Origin of the sequence: Longirhabdus pacifica (assembly GCF_004115085.1) — a bacterium.
In the GTDB taxonomy this organism is placed as follows: domain Bacteria; phylum Bacillota; class Bacilli; order Paenibacillales; family DSM-105158; genus Longirhabdus; species Longirhabdus pacifica.
In genome coordinates this window covers 63,752-81,594 of the sequence record NZ_QXJP01000010.1, presented here as the reverse complement: position 1 = coordinate 81,594, position 17,843 = coordinate 63,752, and the positions used below count along the sequence as shown (strand labels likewise).

Sequence of the window (17,843 nt, the reverse complement as noted above, 5' to 3'; positions counted from 1 at the left end):
TGAAAATGAGTACACTTCGTATATTAATAGGATGTACAGGATCGATTGGTGCTATCAATTTACCTCAGTATGTAATGGAATTAAAAAAAATAGAATGTGAGATCAAGCTCATCCTCACAGAAGAAAGTAGTCGCTTTGTGCAGCCATTGGTGATGGAATGCTTAGTAGATGACGTATACACCGATGAACTGCAAGCAAACAAAAGTGCTCCATTTCATATCGAACTTGCTTCATGGTGCGATGTCATGCTTATTCTTCCCATCACAGCAAATTCTATGGGAAAAGCAGCTGCTGGAATAGCAGATAATGTGTTATTGAGCACGCTGATCGCCTGTGATAAACCGGTCATTATGGTCCCTAATATGAATGAAAAAATGTGGCATTCCAGAATCGTACAGCGCAATGTTGAAACCTTAAAGTCTCTCGATATGATCGTTATCCCACCAACGATACAAGAAACATATATTGCTTCTGAGAAAGCATATAAAACGACGTTAGGCATGCTGCAACCAAAGCAGTTATTACATATGTTAGAAAACAGTGTTCATTTGGAAAAGGAGATCATAAATTAATGTATACGCATACTTATGTTTTAGAGAATGGGATTCGAGTCGTCGTTGTCAATCCGAATGATCAATTAATGACAACGACGGCAGGCATATTTATTCGTCAAGGTGGGCGAAATGAAAATGACGTAAACAATGGGATCAGTCATTTTATTGAACATTTACTTGCTAATACAAGCAGTGCCATTACTAGTGAAAAAGAGCATGTCAAACGTATCCTTGCTAACGGTGGTATTTTAAATGCGTCTACTACCAAAGAATTAACTTATTATTTTGGAACCTGTCTGAAAGAGTATAGTAATGATTTAGTACATGCCCTCTATGAACTAGTCTGTCAATTTAACATTACTGAAGAGGATATTGAAAGAGAAAGAAAAATTATACTAGATGAATATAGGAATAAATTAAAAACGACAAATCAAATCTACGAGCATTTTTGGTCTACGATTTACGGAAACATGTCTTACGGAAATTGGATCATCGGAACAGAAGAGAACATTCATCATTTTGATAGTGATCACATTACAAACTACTATCATGAAACTTATGTAGCAGATAATATGACCGTCGTATTAATTACGAATGAAAAAGCGGAAGAAGTCATTAATATGACCGTCGACATTTTCAGTGATGTAAAGAATGGAATGCCTACGCCACTAGAAGTCGTACTCGCACATGAAGTGGGGTTAACCAACATTCAAACGAATAGCGATCAGCTGGTTGTTTGCTTTGGAGATAAAGGTCCTTCGTTTAGCGATCATCATTCCGTGTCTTTTGAACTGTTAACAGCAGTGTGGGGGAGTATCCCATCTTCCCGTTTATTTCAAGTTTTAAGAGAAGAACACAATCTTGTATATCAAGTACAAACGTTTAGCAACTCCTATGTACAAACAGGTAACTATGGCGTCATTGCTAACGTACATAAAAATAACTTTCAAAATTTCATCGATATCCTGTACTACGAATTTTCACTACTAACACAAGAATCATTTATTCCAGAAGAAATCTCAAGAGCCGTATCTGTTTTGAAAACGTTTCTCCTTACTAAATTAAACTCCCCAGATTTTTTACTTAAATTGATAGGATCTCGCGCTGTATTCGGTCATTACTTTTTCATCAATGAAATGATAAGAGAGTTAAGTCGAGTGACACCGGAAGAGCTACAGCATATAGCAAAGCAGTACATTAAACCCGACAACATATCTATCATTAGTATTGGGAACATAACAGAGGATGACATCATGAATGCCTTATATAAAAAGGAGGAAGTAAGTTGAACATATCCGAGACTAAATTATCTCAACCACAAGAAAAATTACTAGAAGATGAAGACATTTTACTTACCTACTTATTTCTCGACACGGAATCCACGATTAAACAAATTATAAGTTATACAGGTTTTACCCAACTAAGGGTGGTTCATATTCTCAACCAACTCATGAAGCATCAACTTGTGAATAAAATGGATTATGTCGGCGACCGAAATGTACAGTTCTCCACCTATCGCAGCACGGAGGATGATGTAGATTTAAGTAATATAGCAGAGAAGAATACAATAGGTGCAACACATCTCATCACAAAAAAAGTGCAGCGAGATCTGACACAAGTCTTATCTCACTATGATGAAAGCTTTTTACCCAAAGTATCTTACGCGTCTTATCAACTGTCAGAGCGTTCATACAGTGAAGTTACAAATAAGGTGAATGAACTATTTGAATTTATTAAAGAAAAAGAAAAAGAAGATATGAGTCAAAATAAAGATACGACCAATGTTATTCTTTCTCTTTCTTTCTATACCAATCCCGAAATGAAGTGGAAGGAGTAATATACCGATGAAAGAATTATTTAAAAATCCACAATATATACGTTTATGGTTAGCACAAGTCATTTCAGAATTAGGGGACGGCATAACGAAAACGGTAATCATCGTGCTTGTGTCTACATTAACGGGGGATCCATTTATGATTGGAATGGTCCTTTTTGCAGCTCTATTACCAAGTGCTGTTTTTTCCTCTTTGTTAGCCCCATTCACCGATCGTTTCCCCAAAAGAACGATGATGATATCCAGTGACCTTTATCGCATGGTGATTGTTTTATTCATGATTGTATTTAGCGACAATGCCTGGATGCTTTTGTTGCTTGTTGTCTTAGAAGGGATAGGGACGGCCGTATTCGAACCAGCCAGAGCTGCTTCCATTCCTTTCCTCGTTGGTAAAAAAAATCTAAGTTCTGCTATGGCCTTTTCTCAAGGCACGTCGCAAGCACTTTACATTATTGGGCCTTCCGTTGCTGGTTTACTATTATTTCTAGGCAATGTCAATATCATCTTTATTATTAATGCGATTACATATATTCTCTCCGCCTGTTTTCTTTTTACCATTAGTAAACTGGCTGTGAAGGGAGAAGTTGCTGAAGGAGAATCATTTTTTTCTTCTTTAATAGATGGCTATCGTACTGTCGGGATATTACCAGCACTTCGTTTTTTAATCCTACTTCTTATTCCTGTAACGATTACGGCCGGGATATTGAGCACGAATAATAGCGCGATGTTTTTACAGTATTTCAACGTAAAAGCAGAGCAGTTCGGCTTTCTCCAATCAGTTGTAGGTGTAGGGGCGGTTATCGGTGCGTTGGTATCCCCATTATTATTAAAGAAAATGAAAGCAGGAGTTATGCTTCTTCTTGCGACAGGTTTAATCGGTATCATTATGGTACTCGTTTGGCCACTAGCTATGTTGTATGATTACACAGGTTCCATTGTACTATTTTGCTGGGCTGTTATCGTTGGAACATTAAATGCCATGCTTAATGTACCACTCAGTTCCTTATTTTTGGCTATTACACCAGAAAAGTATTTAGGACGGGCGGCAGGTATTTATCAATCTACCATTGCTGTGGGCATGATGATTGGGATTTTAGCTGGAGGTTATTTTGCTCGCCTCACCGATTCTATCTTTACTACAGGAATAGCGGGCATTGTCATGATCGCTTTAGCGTTGTTTTTTCCATTATTAAAGGGATTCAAGTATTTAACGGCAGATCAAATACAACAACCAGAACAGGAAGAACAGCAACCATCCGTTGCAGCTACGTAAACCATGGACGTTGGTACAGCAGCGGGAATAAGTTGGTTGAACAAGTTCATTCCACTTATCTATAAGATGAAGAAGAGGAGAGGCCTTGGTCATGACATACCATCTTTTAAACGTTCTGGGGATGCTTTTTTAATAAGAGCTGTGGCAAGTACCATAGTTGAATGAATAATAGGTACTTGATCTATAACTTGTTCATGAATGGCTAGCGGTAATTCGGTACATCCTAGTATGATGACATCTGCTTTCTCCTCTATTAAATACTGCATACTTTCAAGTAAATTGGCTCTCGCTTGCAAAGAGACAGGATGAGACTGAGACTTAATGCCATACTCCTTATCGTATATCGCTTGGTTCACCAGATGACGTTGCATATCTGCAGGGGGAATGATGGCGTTATAGCCATGACTCTGTATTATATTTTTATAAATATGTGTCTCATACATTGCTGATGTGGTTAAAATACCAACGTTAGTAGTGTTAGGATGTTTTTTCTTTATCGTATGAAAGATTTCATCTATCATATTGATCAACACAATGTTACTCTTTCTTTTCTTTAGCTCTTGCTTCACTATATTCATAATCATAGGGGCATGAGCAGTATTACAAGGAATACCTATAATATCAGCGCCAGCACGTTCTAGTTTTTGTATTACAGTGACAATAGAATGTGCTGGATTTTTACTGCTCTCTCCTAATACAAAAGTCACTCTTGGTTCTATCTGTTGCGGTGCAGAAATGAGTATGACGGGAATGTGATCCTGATCTGTGTTTGCCTTAGTATGATAAAAAATCTGTTTCACCATATCAATGCCAGCGAAAGGTCCTAATCCACCAACGATGCCAATGGTCTTGCCGCTATACATGATGATCACCTTTCTTATATGTTAAAATGATTTGCCGAGTAGCCACTTGGATGACACATTATCTTTAATGCGCCTGTACATCGTACTATCAAAATTTTTAAACATTTTTATAGATGGCTTTTTATAGTTTACTTCCAAAACCCATGGTTTAAAAGCAGTGTCAAAACCAACGTCGATGCCAAAATCGCGGTATTGAGGGTACTGTGTTTCAATTTTTTTAGCAATATCGATACATAAATGTACTAACTGTTTTTGTATCGTTCTTTTTCTACCTGGAGACAATTTTTTGTGTTCTAGTAAAGAAGGCAAGGAAATGAGTTTAGAACCATATAGAGAGTGCGTCACCACTCTGTTTTTGACTGCTATTTTTACTACGATGCCGGTTACTTTCCACGTGTTTCTTTTCTTTTGCACCATGACGCGCAGGTCCGTAATTCTATTGTTGTATCGCAATAAATGTATCCCTTTTTGAATGACATACGGTCTATTTAATTTCTTTCTTTTAATTGTCTTTAATAAAGCTAGAAACGAAGGGGTACTGCCGCTTATCGTTCTCCTCGGTGTATTCATATCATATTGATATCTCACTCTATTATTTCGAACTACTTTTCTTAATTTCATCAGTCTATTTCCTGCACCGCCATCGTTGGGCTTGATGTACACCATTTTATATTTATTTAACATGCGCCTTAGTTTGTACGGGCTCATCATGGTCGTTTCTGGCAAGTATGGTTGGATACGCTCGTCTGTTTCCAGCATATACATGATTCTCATTTTGCTGCGTCTTGGCATGATAATTCTTTTATTCCTGTTATTTTTTTTCATTCTTTTACTTGCTATATTACTTTTTTTAATTTTTATTAAAGAGCGAAGGTATTTTGCGTACAATAACGGATTCATATACAGTTTTTCAATGTTTTGTCGTTTTTGCGCTACCAAAAATGCGTTTTTACCCGATCTACGATTACATTCGATATGCCAAAATTTAAAATTGGTATCTAAGGCAAAATCCATTCCCATTTCTCCAATATTGCCATACTCTTTTTCATAAGCGAGATATATTTGTTTTAGCTTTTCCTCTACGGAGTTTTTAAGATCGTCAAGGTGTATACTAATTTGATCACTGTAGTCCATCATAAAAGTATCAAAATCTACCATCGAACCGTAATTCGTTATGGGGGAGTTTTGAACACCGATTCTAGTCGTTATGCCTGTAATATTTAATTCACCATCTTTTCCACGCTGTGCCTCAGCTCGAAAATCTACAATTTGATTTTTATAGTGTAATAGGGGGATGGTTTGCTGGATAATAAGATCGTTCGTTTTAAAATATTTCTTCATCACAGTGATGATTTGATCGATATTGTCAACGTTTCCTCGTATAATATGTTTTCGTTTAAAGCTGTATTGGAATGCATGATGTGGAGATGGAGATGTTGATACTTTAAATATTTGAGAGCCGTAGTTAGCGAAGTTACCTTTGATATACACAGAGCCATATTGATTCAACATCAAACGCAGTGTTTGGCGTAACACATTGATTCGTTGCAAATGAACGCGTCTCGTATCAGGCAAATGTTTATTTATCTCTTCATTTTTGCTTAACATCGTATGCTGATGCCACTTATAATATTTTCGTATGGGTGGAGTGATGAATCTAATGCCTTTTTTTCTCATGGTTTTAATAATAAACGTACTCCTAGGGGTTAAGGTGTTAAAATTATACACGACATGTGGAAGTACAAAACGTTTTTTCTTCCATTTCTTTTGAGTACTATCATACACTGTACCTAGTATTGTGTTTCTTCTAAAGTTCACATTGTGTTGAGAAAATAAATAAAGGGTTACGCCTACTTTTTTATTGGCTTGTATCGGACCAGCAATATTAGGATGCTTATTGATGTGACCTAACATCGCATCTTTGATGATTTTTTTATTCACAAATAGACCTAATATAGTAGGGTGAGCATCATTGTCCTTCTTGAAAAAAAATTTCACATATACATCCTCCAAACTATAATAAAATAAAAAGGGTTGTACCATTACTATATGAAAAAAAGAAGATTCAGTAACGGCGAGTTTACCTGAAGCATGCTTATTTGGGGGAAAACGACAACGACAAATAAACCTCTAGATAAGTTGATAGTTAAATAGGTGTGCAATACCTATCACTAGAGGCTCACTAATTCATATACTTCATGTACACATTTAAAATAGTTCTAGTATTTCCAACGGTGCAACATCACTTTTTAAACGTAATGCTTCTTTAGTCCACCACTTCAATCCTAGAAATGTTACTTTCTCGTTATCTGTCATAAGATCGAAAGTCAGTGCATTTATATCATTATAGCAGAAAATGGAAGGTCACATTAGCAAGGTATTTTCACATATGCTGGATTGAATTTTTCTCGTATATATAAACGAGGGACATCGTCATGCCATTGAATGTAATGCTTGTACGGTACTTGACGCTGCTCTTTATCATGAAACTCCTGACCATAGCCAAGCAGCATGCGATGTCCAGACAGACGATTGGAGCTCCATATCTTTCCTATGGGTATGCTGCCTTGGTGCAGTTTTTGCATCACGTTAGCATCTAAGCCAAGTCTACAAACGACATAATTGTTAGATACAACGGTATTATCTTTCGTTACTAATTGGGAATATCGCTCTAACACATTTTCATCGTTTGGAATGCGCAACAATGCTGCAATGGTTGGATCAATATGATAACTTTGCAGCATTTCCTGTTTCACAACGATGACATCTAAGGGCTCATTTAGCATGCTCTCTAACAACTGAGTAGTAGAACCATCGCTTTGTAGCAACATTCGTGAAGCATTGTCATCAGGCAATGTATGTTTGTTCAATTTATTCACCTCCGACATCTTATTGCTTTTGTAATACTAAAATAGCCACGTCGGCAATCGGGCCTGCGAGGACAAGAAAAACGACATCTCCGACAGAAATTGCAACCTGCTGCTCCAGTTGTTGCAAAGAATATAGAGTATCACTGCCAAGCAGATTACATTCCGCAAGGCTTTCTCTCGTAAATACTCTTCCACCATGTTGTTCCACCGTAGCTTTCAACGTATGTTGAAACGTAGCATCCATATGCTGCATGATGACATAACGAGAGGAAGGGGTAAAGGGAGTCACTGTAACTGCTTTATTGATCGTTTCATCACAAGAGTATGAACATGGAGTACCGTATTGTTGCAATGCTGTAGTTAGCAGTTGTTGACTACGTTCTAGCAGCATCTGTTGATGTGATGCATGCAATGAAGCAGACCATATATAAGGATTGTGATGTTCTAATGGCCATTCATCAGCGAACATGTGTAGTATTTTCCAATCACCATGGGTAGGAGAGATATAACAAGCAGTTGCAGCGTCTCCTTTTGGATAGTGGTCCAACCACAGTCTTCGCATAGGCGGTTGAATGATATCACTAACGACGAACATGGCCGCACATGACTCCGAAGAGGATATTGAAGCTAATTGTGAGGGAAGAGAAGGGAGGGAAGTATCACTTGAAGAAGAAAAGAGAGCTTCGCACATCTGGATAGCTTCATACAATACGAGCGATCCTTTAGCATGAATAGAAAATGGCTGGATACGTTTTTGCTTCAACTTTTTCTTCAAATATATCGCAGGGGTGAAATAAAAGTTTGCTTCTAATGTCTCATGACCATAAATCAAATACTTACATGCATCGGTCATACTAGAAGGTGAAACGTGCTGGTTCCACATCCCCTCTATCGCATGCAAAGCTTGTTTTGCAGCGGGTTGCTTGCTCACGGCTACATCGAATTCGTGATGATGAAAATCTAATTTTTCTGGAAAGAAAGAAGACTCTTCGTTATACTGCCCCTTATCTCCATACAAAGGAATTTCATATTCGTCATATAAATACCACAAAGGAAAATCTAAAGGGGCTATGATTTTCTTTTTACTTGAAGGGGGGCTCATCTCTTTTACTTTTTGTAATAAGGCAGCATAGCACGTTTTTTGTTTGTTTACACATGAATAGATGGAAGATATATACATAGAAAATGACGTCCCTTCATTCATACTGTTATTTATATGATCATGCATACTGTGATTAATATTGAAAAACAGAACAGCCAAATGTACTGCCCATCCCCACAGTTAAGGTTGCATAGTAATCTCCTTTTTTTAAGGCTTGATGTGTCAATGCATGCTGTAAATTTAACAAAGGATCTGCATTATGGGCATGTCCAACTTCACGCATTGTAGGGTAATAAAATACATCATCATCCATCTCGCAAGCAGATGCGATGCTACGCCAAGTTAGTTCGTTCACATTCGACGGAAAAATGAAAGTAAGCTGAGATAGTTGTATACCTGCCTGCTTCACTCCACGCCGTAAAATTTTAACCAATCCCATATAGAAAGATTGTTGAAACCAAGCGAAATCCGCTGGGTCTGACTGCACACTATGGTATAGACTAGCATCACACTGTATAACAGAAGCAAGTAATTGGTGATGTTCACTTTGACTAGAGAGAATCATCGCGGCCGCTGCATCTCCCGACACGGTGCTGTCTTTTAAATACCTGCTATCTGGGATGATCATTTTATCTGCACAAAGGAGCAGTATTGCACCTTGTTGCTCTTGTAGTAACAGTCGATTGGCAAATTGTAAAAGCATATCAATAGAAGCGCAATTCATTTGCGCTATACAGCGAACTTTCGCATTTTCTAATCCCCAGTCCAGCTGAATGCTGCTTATGGGATCTACAAGGTAGGGGGTAAAAGGGTGAAAGGTGTGGGTATGTAATATCCAAGTTATTGGTTCTTCTGTTCCAGCATGTTTTTGCAACACTGTAGCTGCTGCTTTTTCTATCATTTCATGTACAGTTAGCTCTTCCTCGACAGCAATGTGATGGAGTCCATACTGTGAAATCACTTTTTCCTCCATCATTTCACTTTGTGTTTGACTCGTGGAAAGAGGGAGAAAGGCACTTACATTCACCTTTTTTTCTGGCACGTAACATGCGATCTGTTGTAAACCAACCATAGCTTCCTCCAATTTCATAAGTGAAAATCAGATGAGCGATATGCTCTTCTATTACCATACGCCTATCATCCCTACATGTACATGAATGAAAAGTGAATGTACCGTAAATGGAGCGTGAAGCATGGATATACAATCAAAGCCGAGAGGGCCATTACCGTAAAGCTTATAATATAGTAATAAGTTGAAGAAACAAGTTCAAGCAACTTATTACCACTGCGCATAAGGTGGAGAAATCGCTATAGCCATCTTTACACCGGTTACTGAGGCGTAAATTTTTATCTTATTATTTCTTCATCTTATATCGAAGCATGGATGGATACAAATGGGGGGAAGTATGGATGGGAAACGTGCTTTGTCATGTCAATCATAATTTGGAACATACAGCTATTATAGATGGACAAGAAACGTTAACGTACAGTGAGCTCAGGTACAACATCAAGCAGTTAGCAAATGCTTTGCCTCGTTATCCTTTATCACAAAAATATGGTCTTGTTATGGATCAAACCGTCATGTCCATCCAGCTATTTCTTGCTATTTTAGAAAAAGGACATGCAGTCTTACCCGTAGACAATAAACAAACGCCAGCAGAAATGAGTCGCATCCAACAGATCAGCGGTATTACAACCTGGGTTGTTCCAACGCAGAAAAAGAACACGAATGTGAACCTTTTTGAACGTAACGAGCGTATGGAAAGCGAAAGCTGTCACAACCATGATCATATGTCCCTCTACACCTACGATGACATCTATCACCACCAGCATCAACGTACTGAAGCAAAGCAGGATATAAATCACAAAGATGCACAGCCGCAGCATGTACAAGCTCAGCCCACTTTTGTTTATCAGTTAACTTCTGGTACGACAGGCTATCCCAAAATGGCATGTGTTTCACTGCAAACCATCATCCGAGAAGGCCATGTGTATCGTAGCTGGTTTCAATACGCTGCTTCAGACCACATCATTGCAACAATCCCTTTACATCACTTATACGGCATGACTGGAGCGCTATTCGCCTCGCTATTAACAGGAAGTACACTGGTCCTCTGTCGTCATCCGACTCCGCGAAAAGTGTTCAAACTAAGTGAAACCTATCGCTCTACCATCTTATTAAGTGTTCCTTCTTTTTATCCACTACTCTCCGATGCCCACACTGTGCAGCAAAAAACATTTCAACATATGAGATTTGCTATCTCTGCTGGAGGCCCTTTACCACAACATGTTTCCCGTCAATTTAAACAAAAGACAAACGTAACCATTCTCGAACTATATGGCAGTACAGAAACAGGAGCAGTAGCAGCACATCATCCACAGCGTAAACATTTGGAAGGAAGTAACGGATTTATTTTACCCGATGTAAAAGTGAAAATCGCTAAAGATCAATCCTTAGTCGTTTCTAGTCCTAGCTTATTCCATGGGTATATTACAGTAGATCAGGAGAAGGAAGGACATGATCGCACCTCGGACATGCCCGGCATGATGAAAGCAAAACAATGGCACAAAACGGATGACCTTGCTGTTTTACATGAGCAGCAACTGTTTCTTAAAGGGAGAAAAACAACATTTATTAATGTAGCGGGACGCAAAGTCAATCCGAAAGAAGTCGAAGCCGCGTGTCGTACCATTCCAGAAATCGTCGATGTGGTGGTAAGAGGAAAAGAAGATCAGTTACACGGAGAAATTATTGTTGCAGAAGTTATATTGTCTGCTTACAAAACAGTAAGAGAGATGAAGACAGCACTGCGAAAACAATTAGCAGCTTATAAAATACCACATCAAATTTTGATCGTAGAAGAAATCAAAAAAAGCTGGAAACAATCTTAACTATTCAAGTGCAGAACGCAGGTGAAGAAGGAATGAAATCAACCGATGTACACCACACATTAAAAAAGATCATCATACAATATAACCCACAAGAAAACAAAGAGAACGAGGATCAACTTACCCTTCCTACATCCTCATTAGCTTGGTTGAAAATATGGATGGAGTTAGAACAACAATTTGAAGTGGAAATTGATTTAGAGGACCTGAAAGAAGAGCATGCTCACCTTACGATCCAACATATCGTGCATGTGATACAACAACAACTACGACAGAAAGAATCCACATAAATGAACACGCTTCCTTTCACAAAAACATCACATGACTGGATTATTCTTATTGATATGAACCCAAGATATCTTTCCACTGTCAAAGAACACCTACCATCACCTATGTCCATCCTATTTATTACCGATGTAAATGAACTGTTTCATCTGTGGGGACAAGGGCTACCTATTACATGTGTCATTTGGCATTTGCCACAAATGTCCGCCACAGCTCAGTCGTATGTATCAGAATGGATGCAAGTACAACCGGATACACCAATGATCATACAGCTACAATCCACAAGCCCGTCACCCATCTTTCTTTCGCTGCAACGTCATCACCCTATCTACGTTACCCATTCATTACATCAGTCCATTGACGAGCTACAACATATCATCCAACCAGCGGCGCAAAGCGAAATAAAACTTCATCCGAATCTATCTTATTTTCCAAAATCACAACAACTAAAATCTCATCAACACGATGTTTCCTTAACGATGAAAGAAGATGCGGTGCTCATGTACTTATGGCAACATGCAGGAATGTATGTCTCCGGTGATCAATTGCTGTATCATTTGTGGGACCCTTATACGACGACAGACATTGTTAGACAATACATTTACCGATTACGCAAAAAAATACAACAACTGAACATGTCCATTGAAGTAAATCACCTCATTAAGCATAAAAAATACGTTGGATATATGCTAGAGAGGCACCATGCATAATGTATAAATGCGCATAGGAGGAAAAACATGCAAAGAAGTGTAACGAAAGAAGAAATGCAACATTACGAAGAACATGGCTATGTCATTTTGCAACAATGGTTCGATCCCCAAGAAGTAAATAAACTCAACGAACAGTTCACACAACTGTGGATGGACCTTGTTCGTGAAGGTACCATCAAACAAGATAAGCAAAAACTATTAGAGAGTATTTTTCCCAGACTACGAGACTACCACCTCACTCACCCTCAGATAGCTAGCATCATGTTAAGTGACAAGATGTTTGCAGCCGCAAAATCCTTGCTGCAAGAACCTGCACTTGCCATATCCACCAGCTACTATTTCAAAAGCCCAGGCACTAGGGGACTACCCATGCATCAAGACAACTATAGTGTGGGTTCTACTCCGAATACTACTTGCTCCCTTTGGGTCAGCCTCAGCGAAGGCAATAAACAAAACGGGGGCATTTTTATTGTTCCACAATCTCATACTGCTGGACTATTAGAACCCCATGTCATTGCTTCCTCTGAGGAAGAGTATGGGGAAAAATTACATTTAGAAAACGGGCAAACAGAATACTTTGTTCATACGAAGCCTGGAGATGTCATCGCATTTCATGGCAATCTCATGCACGGTTCATATGAAAATCAAACGAAAAACGAGTTCAGAAAAGCATTTGTCGTTCATTTTACAGGAGAAAGTACGAAAGCTGTGTCATTAAATCATCAAAAACTAATCAATCAAGAAGGGGAGCAAGTGAGAAGAAGATTAAACTTACGTCGAAAGCAGTTGAAAACCGATACGTTAAAGCAATCAGAATGGAGTGGCATCGGCGGGAATAAACCATGGAAATAAGAGTGACTCATCCTGTCCCCCGCATCGGTGTGGACATCCAAGACATCACGCAATTTGAGCAAACACTGCAACGACAAGGGGAGCATTTTATACAAAAAGTATTCACTTCCCACGAAATACAGTATTGCAAGAAGCAACATACACCATCTCAGCATTTTGCTGCAAGATGGGCAGTGAAAGAAGCATTTTACAAAGCAATGAGCGAGGAAATGCAACGTATTCGATACCACTTCAGAGGCATGGAAATAAGAAAGCGAGAAGATGGAAAACCATACCTACAGTTTTATGACGTAGTGAAGGAGAGGATGGAGTCCCTACCTTTCCAAACCGACATTAGTTTGTCTCACTCCGGTCAATATGCTATCGGTATGGTTATATTGTATCGCTATGACCTGTAAAGGGAGTATACTCATGGCAAAAAAACAATTACCGATTCACACCAATCCAGGATTAGCAACAGAATGTTATCATAATTTTCGACTTAGTATTTTAATGACGAATCCCCAGTTTGCACCATGGTACTACAACCACTTTGTAAACTTGCAACTACAAAGTAAAGACCATCTCTCTATCCCATTCGTCGGGTTTGAAGAACATCTAGATATATACACCCACGTGTTAGAGGAAGAAACCATCGATATTAGGGCCTATTCACCTACCCAGCTCGTCTCTCTCATCAAAGAAGCCCTGCATCAACAGCAATATATCGTCATTTATTTGAATTGGAAACACATTGCTTCTTCTAATTTTTACAAAGGAAATGACTTAATTCATGATGCCATCATCTATGGTTACGACGATAATAGTGAAACCTTTGACGTTATTGCATTCGAGGTGAATGGTAAAGCCTATGACACCGTCCCCATATCGTATGCGCAGTGTGAGCAACAATTACTTGACATGAAAAACCATCACCTCACGTCAGAAAAATGGTTCGCCTTTTATGGATTTCCTCTTTCTACTATTAAAGTGCAAGCCCCATACTTATCCCATCCCATGAGCAACCTGTTTTTCTCTTTAGAACGTGGCAATATGCAAGCAGGGAAAGGGACGAAAGCGATGCTTGCTAATGGGCCTTATGTTAATCAATATTTATCTCACTTTTTTTCATCTTTAATGGAGAGTGGAGAGATAGACGAGAGGGAGCACGGCTTATGGAATATTACCGTGGTGAAAATGATACAGCATAAAACATGGATGTTACGTCGTATAGAGTGGCTCAAAGAAGTTGCAGATCTTCCTATCCTGCAACAAGTGGAGAAAAAATATGAACGTGCTAAACGTGCGCTTGCTCAAATTAGAGCACATAGTTTTAAATATCAAAAAACGTTGGACAAGCAATACTTCATTTCTATTAGCCAACAATTTCAGACCGTTTTTGAGCAAGAGCGAAGAGCTGTACCATTACTGATGGAATATCTCATTGATACTAAACTTAAACTGTAACCCCGTTAACCTACAAAACACACATCCCCTTTATGACTACTAATGTAAGGAAAGAAGGCAGATAGTATGAACAGAGCGCAATTAGAAAGTAAAGTAATCCAATGCATTGAAGATATCATCCCTTCTAATGTACAAATTGATCATAACACCGATTTATTAAAAGTAGGCATTAACTCGATGACCTTTATTCGACTCGTTGTCTCTCTTGAAGATGCTTTTGACATTGAAATTGAAGATCAGTCCATTTATTTAGATCATTTCAGTAAAGTCACTAGTATTTGCGATTTACTAGAAGCATTAATAGCGAAATAGTTTCACACCACACATAAAAACGAAAGTGAAGGTCACTAAAGCTGAGTCAATACCTAAAAATCATGAGAAAATGTAACTATCCCCGGGAGGCAATCACAAGAAGAATATTAGGAGGTAGTATCCATGAAAACAGCATTAAAAAAACTTTCCATGACACTTGAAAACTCAAACAGTAAAACGTATTTAGAGCTTTTAGACGGTAGAACAGAGGAATTACAATTTACGCAAGCTGAACCAACTCACTTCACAGTAAATGATTCAGAATTCAGCTTAAAATCTGGTGTAACAGTTGATCTTGACATTATGAATGTAGACCTTGTTGCAACTTCTGAAGTTATCTGGCCTGGACAAACCATCCGTGTTCGCGGTGGACTAGATGGACAAGGTGCACCAATGAAAGCTAGTGCTACTATACCTTTCAACAAAAAAATGACAGACGGTGTACAAGGTGAGTCTTACTTGTACTGGACATTAGAAACTCCTGAAGGTACTTTCCATAACAAACAACCTATTCATATGAAAGGTACTTTAAAAGGACTTCCACCGAAAGATGCTACTTTCTATTCTGAAAGTGTTGTCCCTATGTATGATGAGCAAGATAATCAAATTGGTCAAATCTACGGATGCTTACAATCCAACTAATGACATAAACCTCAAGCAGAAGGGTCATCTTCGTATGACCCTTCCTTTCTGTATCATTGACATGCAAAGGAAGGGAGAAGAGAGGAGAATATGTACGATTTCATTATCGTCGGTGCAAGGTGTGCCGGTGCAGTAACAGCATATTTTCTGGCCAAGCAAGGTTATCGCATTTTCATTATCGATCAATATAAACAACCAGGACCTACGCTTTCCTCTCATATTATTGGGGAGACCGACATTTATGATTCACTAGATATCACCAAAAAGTTTAAGGAAAGTGCAATACCGGAAATGACAAGAATGAGGGTAGATGTAGAAACCAGGGTGTTCGAGTCTAACATTACCGTGACACCAAGAGCACTCAGTGTAAGAAGAGAGTTATTAGATTCATGGTTATTTCAAAAGTTAGAGCATACAGAAAATATCGATATTGTATTACAAGCGAAAGTCCTTACCACACTGCAAAAAGACGAACACATTACAGGAGTAAAATACAAAACCATAGCAGGAGAAGAAAAAGAAGTAGAGGCAAAACTCGTCATTGGTGCAGACGGAAGAAATTCCATCGTTGCCAAAAGCGTTAAAGCGGAAATGTACCATGCATCAAAAGCAAACCATTTAGCGGTGTACTATGCCTATGTAGATGGTATGTATGCTTTGCCGATTCCCACGATGGAATGGTACTGGAGTGGCGAAGACATTTTGTTATGTAACCCATTGGACCAGGACATGCACTGTATTGCCGTCATGATTCCACAGCAAACATTCGAACATTGGTCCCACGATGTGACTCATCATTTTTTGCAAAGAATACAGCAAATTGAAACGTTACGTTCACGAACCAAGAACATTCAAATGAAAAATAACATACGCGGGATTGCCAGTACAGCTAGCTACATAAGACAAGCTTATGGACAAGGATGGGTATTGGTTGGTGATGCCGCTGCTTATTTACATCCGATCTCTGGCTCAGGCATAGATAATGCAGTTTGCATGGCTAAAATTCTTGCACAATGTTTAGATAAATGGTTAAAGCATGAATTATGTTGGGAAAGTGCAATGAGCCTTTATGTTGCAAAACGTGATGAACGTATTAAACCACAGTACGATGCCTGTTTACAAACGTTAGCAAAAGCAGCAACTTCCATCCCACAAGATCAATTACAAATGACAGACTTATTATGTACATTCCCCAGTCTCGCAAAAGAAATGAGTGTACATGCTCAAGATATTTATACGATGTTAATGGAGGGATAAACCGTGATTACATGTCCAAATGATCGTTCTCTCAATATTACTTATTTAGAAGCACCAATAGAGCAAGTTTGGTGGTCTGTAGCAACCCCATCAGGTTCTAATTCGTATTTGACGTTCTATGGAACGACAACTGGAATAGATGGAGAACCTAAAGTAGGAGATATGTACCATTACAACTATGGAGACATTAACAATGTGACCACCGTCAAAGTGTGTGAGCCATATGCCTTGATGACTTTAGCCGATGAATATGAATCAATGGACCCCGACGGGCAAATGCGAAAATACATCGTGCAAACGACATATAGATTAGAAGCAGCAGGTGAGTTCACTAAACTAGAATTAGAAGTAAAAGGATTTGAAGACAATACACACGGTCAATGGTTTCGCGAATGTTTGGAAATGGGATGGCGAAGATCGCTCATGAATTTAAAATCCGTGTTGGAGTTAGGCTTAGACCTCAGAACAGAAATGTTTAGCTTCCCACGAATGGGTGTGGTCAATTGCACCGTGAATCAAGAGCAAAGTAAACAAACGGGTACTGCCGAAGCAGCTGGAAACTACTTAATGGAAGTATTCCCAAACAGTCCTGCAGATCAAGCTGGATTACAAAAAGGGGATGTCATTCTCTCCATTGGGGGTAAACCCGTCAACAACTATAGAGAATTTGTTCGTGTCGTATCTTCTTATTATGGAAAACAAGCATCGGAGGAAGTTGTATATATCAGAAACGGTACACAACAACAGTCCACTATTGTATTTTCTATCGACGATACGTTTACAGGGCTCGTAGATATTGAAGACACCCCTTTAGAAGAGGTAAGGAAGAAAAGAGAAGAACTTGCAAGACAACGCTCGGCATCTGGTGCGATGTGGAAAGAACAATCATAAGTTATGCATTACAATGAAAAGGCTGTCCTCTAAGTGTAGCAACTTACTTGAGGGACAGCCTTT

19 protein-coding genes are annotated in these 17,843 nt (G+C 38.8%); 14 read left to right on the top strand and 5 right to left on the bottom strand.

The window, feature by feature from the left end; all coding sequences use genetic code 11:
* Positions 1 to 5: 5 nt before the first annotated feature.
* From D1Z92_RS09670 to D1Z92_RS09655, 4 genes are read left to right on the top strand one after another with little or no spacing between them, the layout of a single operon-like run.
* Positions 6 to 572, top strand: coding sequence for a flavoprotein (locus tag D1Z92_RS09670; RefSeq protein ID WP_164931547.1), 567 nt, complete (start codon positions 6 to 8; stop codon positions 570 to 572).
* Positions 572 to 1,843: a M16 family metallopeptidase gene (locus D1Z92_RS09665; protein WP_128895465.1), complete on the top strand. Its 1,272-nt coding sequence runs from the start codon at positions 572 to 574 to the stop codon at positions 1,841 to 1,843. The genes D1Z92_RS09670 and D1Z92_RS09665 overlap by 1 nt, the downstream gene beginning before the upstream one ends.
* A complete protein-coding gene (locus D1Z92_RS09660; RefSeq protein ID WP_128895464.1) occupies positions 1,840 to 2,391 on the top strand; it encodes a hypothetical protein in 552 nt (183 codons plus the stop codon). Before D1Z92_RS09665 ends, D1Z92_RS09660 begins: the two co-directional genes overlap by 4 nt.
* Positions 2,392 to 2,398: 7 nt before the next feature.
* Positions 2,399 to 3,661 (top strand): MFS transporter, encoded by a 1,263-nt coding sequence (locus tag D1Z92_RS09655; RefSeq protein WP_128895463.1) that lies wholly within the window; start codon positions 2,399 to 2,401, stop codon positions 3,659 to 3,661.
* A gap of 89 nt (positions 3,662 to 3,750) precedes the next feature.
* Here D1Z92_RS09655 and D1Z92_RS09650 read toward each other — a convergent pair whose 3' ends face one another.
* The 5 genes from D1Z92_RS09650 to D1Z92_RS09630 all read right to left on the bottom strand — a co-directional run bounded on the left by D1Z92_RS09650 (position 3,751) and on the right by D1Z92_RS09630 (position 9,568).
* Positions 3,751 to 4,524 carry an aspartate/glutamate racemase family protein gene (locus tag D1Z92_RS09650; RefSeq protein ID WP_128895462.1) on the bottom strand — a complete coding sequence of 258 codons (774 nt, stop codon included), beginning with the start codon at positions 4,522 to 4,524 and terminating at the stop codon, positions 3,751 to 3,753.
* Positions 4,525 to 4,545: 21 nt separating this feature from the next.
* Complete coding sequence (locus D1Z92_RS09645; protein WP_164931546.1) at positions 4,546 to 6,522, bottom strand: YheC/YheD family protein; 1,977 nt, start codon at positions 6,520 to 6,522, stop codon at positions 4,546 to 4,548.
* 371 nt (positions 6,523 to 6,893) lie between these two features.
* Positions 6,894 to 7,394: a chorismate pyruvate-lyase family protein gene (locus D1Z92_RS09640; protein WP_164931545.1), complete on the bottom strand. Its 501-nt coding sequence runs from the start codon at positions 7,392 to 7,394 to the stop codon at positions 6,894 to 6,896.
* A gap of 19 nt (positions 7,395 to 7,413) precedes the next feature.
* On the bottom strand, positions 7,414 to 8,655 hold the full coding sequence (locus D1Z92_RS09635; protein WP_128895459.1) for a hypothetical protein: 1,242 nt from the start codon (positions 8,653 to 8,655) through the stop codon (positions 7,414 to 7,416).
* Entirely contained in the window at positions 8,630 to 9,568 is a 939-nt protein-coding gene (locus D1Z92_RS09630) for a 3-oxoacyl-[acyl-carrier-protein] synthase III C-terminal domain-containing protein (protein ID WP_164931544.1), read from the bottom strand. Before D1Z92_RS09630 ends, D1Z92_RS09635 begins: the two co-directional genes overlap by 26 nt.
* A gap of 338 nt (positions 9,569 to 9,906) precedes the next feature.
* Here D1Z92_RS09630 and D1Z92_RS09625 point away from each other — a divergent pair, with 338 nt between their 5' ends.
* From D1Z92_RS09625 to D1Z92_RS09580, 10 genes are all read left to right on the top strand, one after another.
* Complete coding sequence (locus tag D1Z92_RS09625; protein ID WP_164931543.1) at positions 9,907 to 11,388, top strand: class I adenylate-forming enzyme family protein; 1,482 nt, start codon at positions 9,907 to 9,909, stop codon at positions 11,386 to 11,388.
* A gap of 32 nt (positions 11,389 to 11,420) precedes the next feature.
* A complete protein-coding gene (locus tag D1Z92_RS09620) occupies positions 11,421 to 11,675 on the top strand; it encodes a hypothetical protein (RefSeq protein ID WP_128895456.1) in 255 nt (84 codons plus the stop codon).
* 54 nt (positions 11,676 to 11,729) lie between these two features.
* A complete protein-coding gene (locus tag D1Z92_RS09615) occupies positions 11,730 to 12,380 on the top strand; it encodes a helix-turn-helix domain-containing protein (RefSeq protein WP_164931542.1) in 651 nt (216 codons plus the stop codon).
* Between the two features lie 27 nt (positions 12,381 to 12,407).
* Positions 12,408 to 13,232: a phytanoyl-CoA dioxygenase family protein gene (locus tag D1Z92_RS09610; protein WP_128895454.1), complete on the top strand. Its 825-nt coding sequence runs from the start codon at positions 12,408 to 12,410 to the stop codon at positions 13,230 to 13,232.
* Complete coding sequence (gene acpS, locus D1Z92_RS09605) at positions 13,223 to 13,630, top strand: holo-ACP synthase (RefSeq protein ID WP_128895453.1); 408 nt, start codon at positions 13,223 to 13,225, stop codon at positions 13,628 to 13,630. Before D1Z92_RS09610 ends, acpS begins: the two co-directional genes overlap by 10 nt.
* A gap of 13 nt (positions 13,631 to 13,643) precedes the next feature.
* On the top strand, positions 13,644 to 14,678 hold the full coding sequence (locus tag D1Z92_RS09600; protein ID WP_128895452.1) for a hypothetical protein: 1,035 nt from the start codon (positions 13,644 to 13,646) through the stop codon (positions 14,676 to 14,678).
* 66 nt (positions 14,679 to 14,744) lie between these two features.
* Positions 14,745 to 14,990, top strand: coding sequence for an acyl carrier protein (locus tag D1Z92_RS09595; RefSeq protein ID WP_128895451.1), 246 nt, complete (start codon positions 14,745 to 14,747; stop codon positions 14,988 to 14,990).
* A 123-nt stretch (positions 14,991 to 15,113) separates the two neighbouring features.
* The gene (locus D1Z92_RS09590; RefSeq protein WP_128895450.1) at positions 15,114 to 15,632 is read left to right on the top strand and encodes a hypothetical protein; all 519 of its coding nucleotides are present in this window, start codon (positions 15,114 to 15,116) and stop codon (positions 15,630 to 15,632) included.
* 90 nt (positions 15,633 to 15,722) lie between these two features.
* Positions 15,723 to 16,889 (top strand): NAD(P)/FAD-dependent oxidoreductase, encoded by a 1,167-nt coding sequence (locus tag D1Z92_RS09585; protein ID WP_128895449.1) that lies wholly within the window; start codon positions 15,723 to 15,725, stop codon positions 16,887 to 16,889.
* Positions 16,890 to 16,892: 3 nt separating this feature from the next.
* The gene (locus D1Z92_RS09580; RefSeq protein ID WP_128895448.1) at positions 16,893 to 17,780 is read left to right on the top strand and encodes a PDZ domain-containing protein; all 888 of its coding nucleotides are present in this window, start codon (positions 16,893 to 16,895) and stop codon (positions 17,778 to 17,780) included.
* Positions 17,781 to 17,843: the final 63 nt, after the last annotated feature.

Excerpts from the sequence above, each read along its gene's own strand:
- D1Z92_RS09670 (WP_164931547.1), top strand. The coding sequence starts at position 6 with ATGAGTACACTTCGTATATTAATAGGATGTACAGGATCGATTGGTGCT.
- D1Z92_RS09665 (WP_128895465.1), top strand. The coding sequence starts at position 572 with ATGTATACGCATACTTATGTTTTAGAGAATGGGATTCGAGTCGTCGTT.
- D1Z92_RS09655 (WP_128895463.1), top strand. The coding sequence starts at position 2,399 with ATGAAAGAATTATTTAAAAATCCACAATATATACGTTTATGGTTAGCA.
- D1Z92_RS09650 (WP_128895462.1), bottom strand. The coding sequence starts at position 4,524 with ATGTATAGCGGCAAGACCATTGGCATCGTTGGTGGATTAGGACCTTTC.
- D1Z92_RS09630 (WP_164931544.1), bottom strand. The coding sequence starts at position 9,568 with ATGGTTGGTTTACAACAGATCGCATGTTACGTGCCAGAAAAAAAGGTG.
- D1Z92_RS09625 (WP_164931543.1), top strand. The coding sequence starts at position 9,907 with ATGGGAAACGTGCTTTGTCATGTCAATCATAATTTGGAACATACAGCT.
- D1Z92_RS09620 (WP_128895456.1), top strand. The coding sequence starts at position 11,421 with ATGAAATCAACCGATGTACACCACACATTAAAAAAGATCATCATACAA.
- D1Z92_RS09615 (WP_164931542.1), top strand. The coding sequence starts at position 11,730 with ATGAACCCAAGATATCTTTCCACTGTCAAAGAACACCTACCATCACCT.
- D1Z92_RS09610 (WP_128895454.1), top strand. The coding sequence starts at position 12,408 with ATGCAAAGAAGTGTAACGAAAGAAGAAATGCAACATTACGAAGAACAT.
- acpS (WP_128895453.1), top strand. The coding sequence starts at position 13,223 with ATGGAAATAAGAGTGACTCATCCTGTCCCCCGCATCGGTGTGGACATC.
- D1Z92_RS09600 (WP_128895452.1), top strand. The coding sequence starts at position 13,644 with ATGGCAAAAAAACAATTACCGATTCACACCAATCCAGGATTAGCAACA.
- D1Z92_RS09595 (WP_128895451.1), top strand. The coding sequence starts at position 14,745 with ATGAACAGAGCGCAATTAGAAAGTAAAGTAATCCAATGCATTGAAGAT.
- D1Z92_RS09590 (WP_128895450.1), top strand. The coding sequence starts at position 15,114 with ATGAAAACAGCATTAAAAAAACTTTCCATGACACTTGAAAACTCAAAC.
- D1Z92_RS09585 (WP_128895449.1), top strand. The coding sequence starts at position 15,723 with ATGTACGATTTCATTATCGTCGGTGCAAGGTGTGCCGGTGCAGTAACA.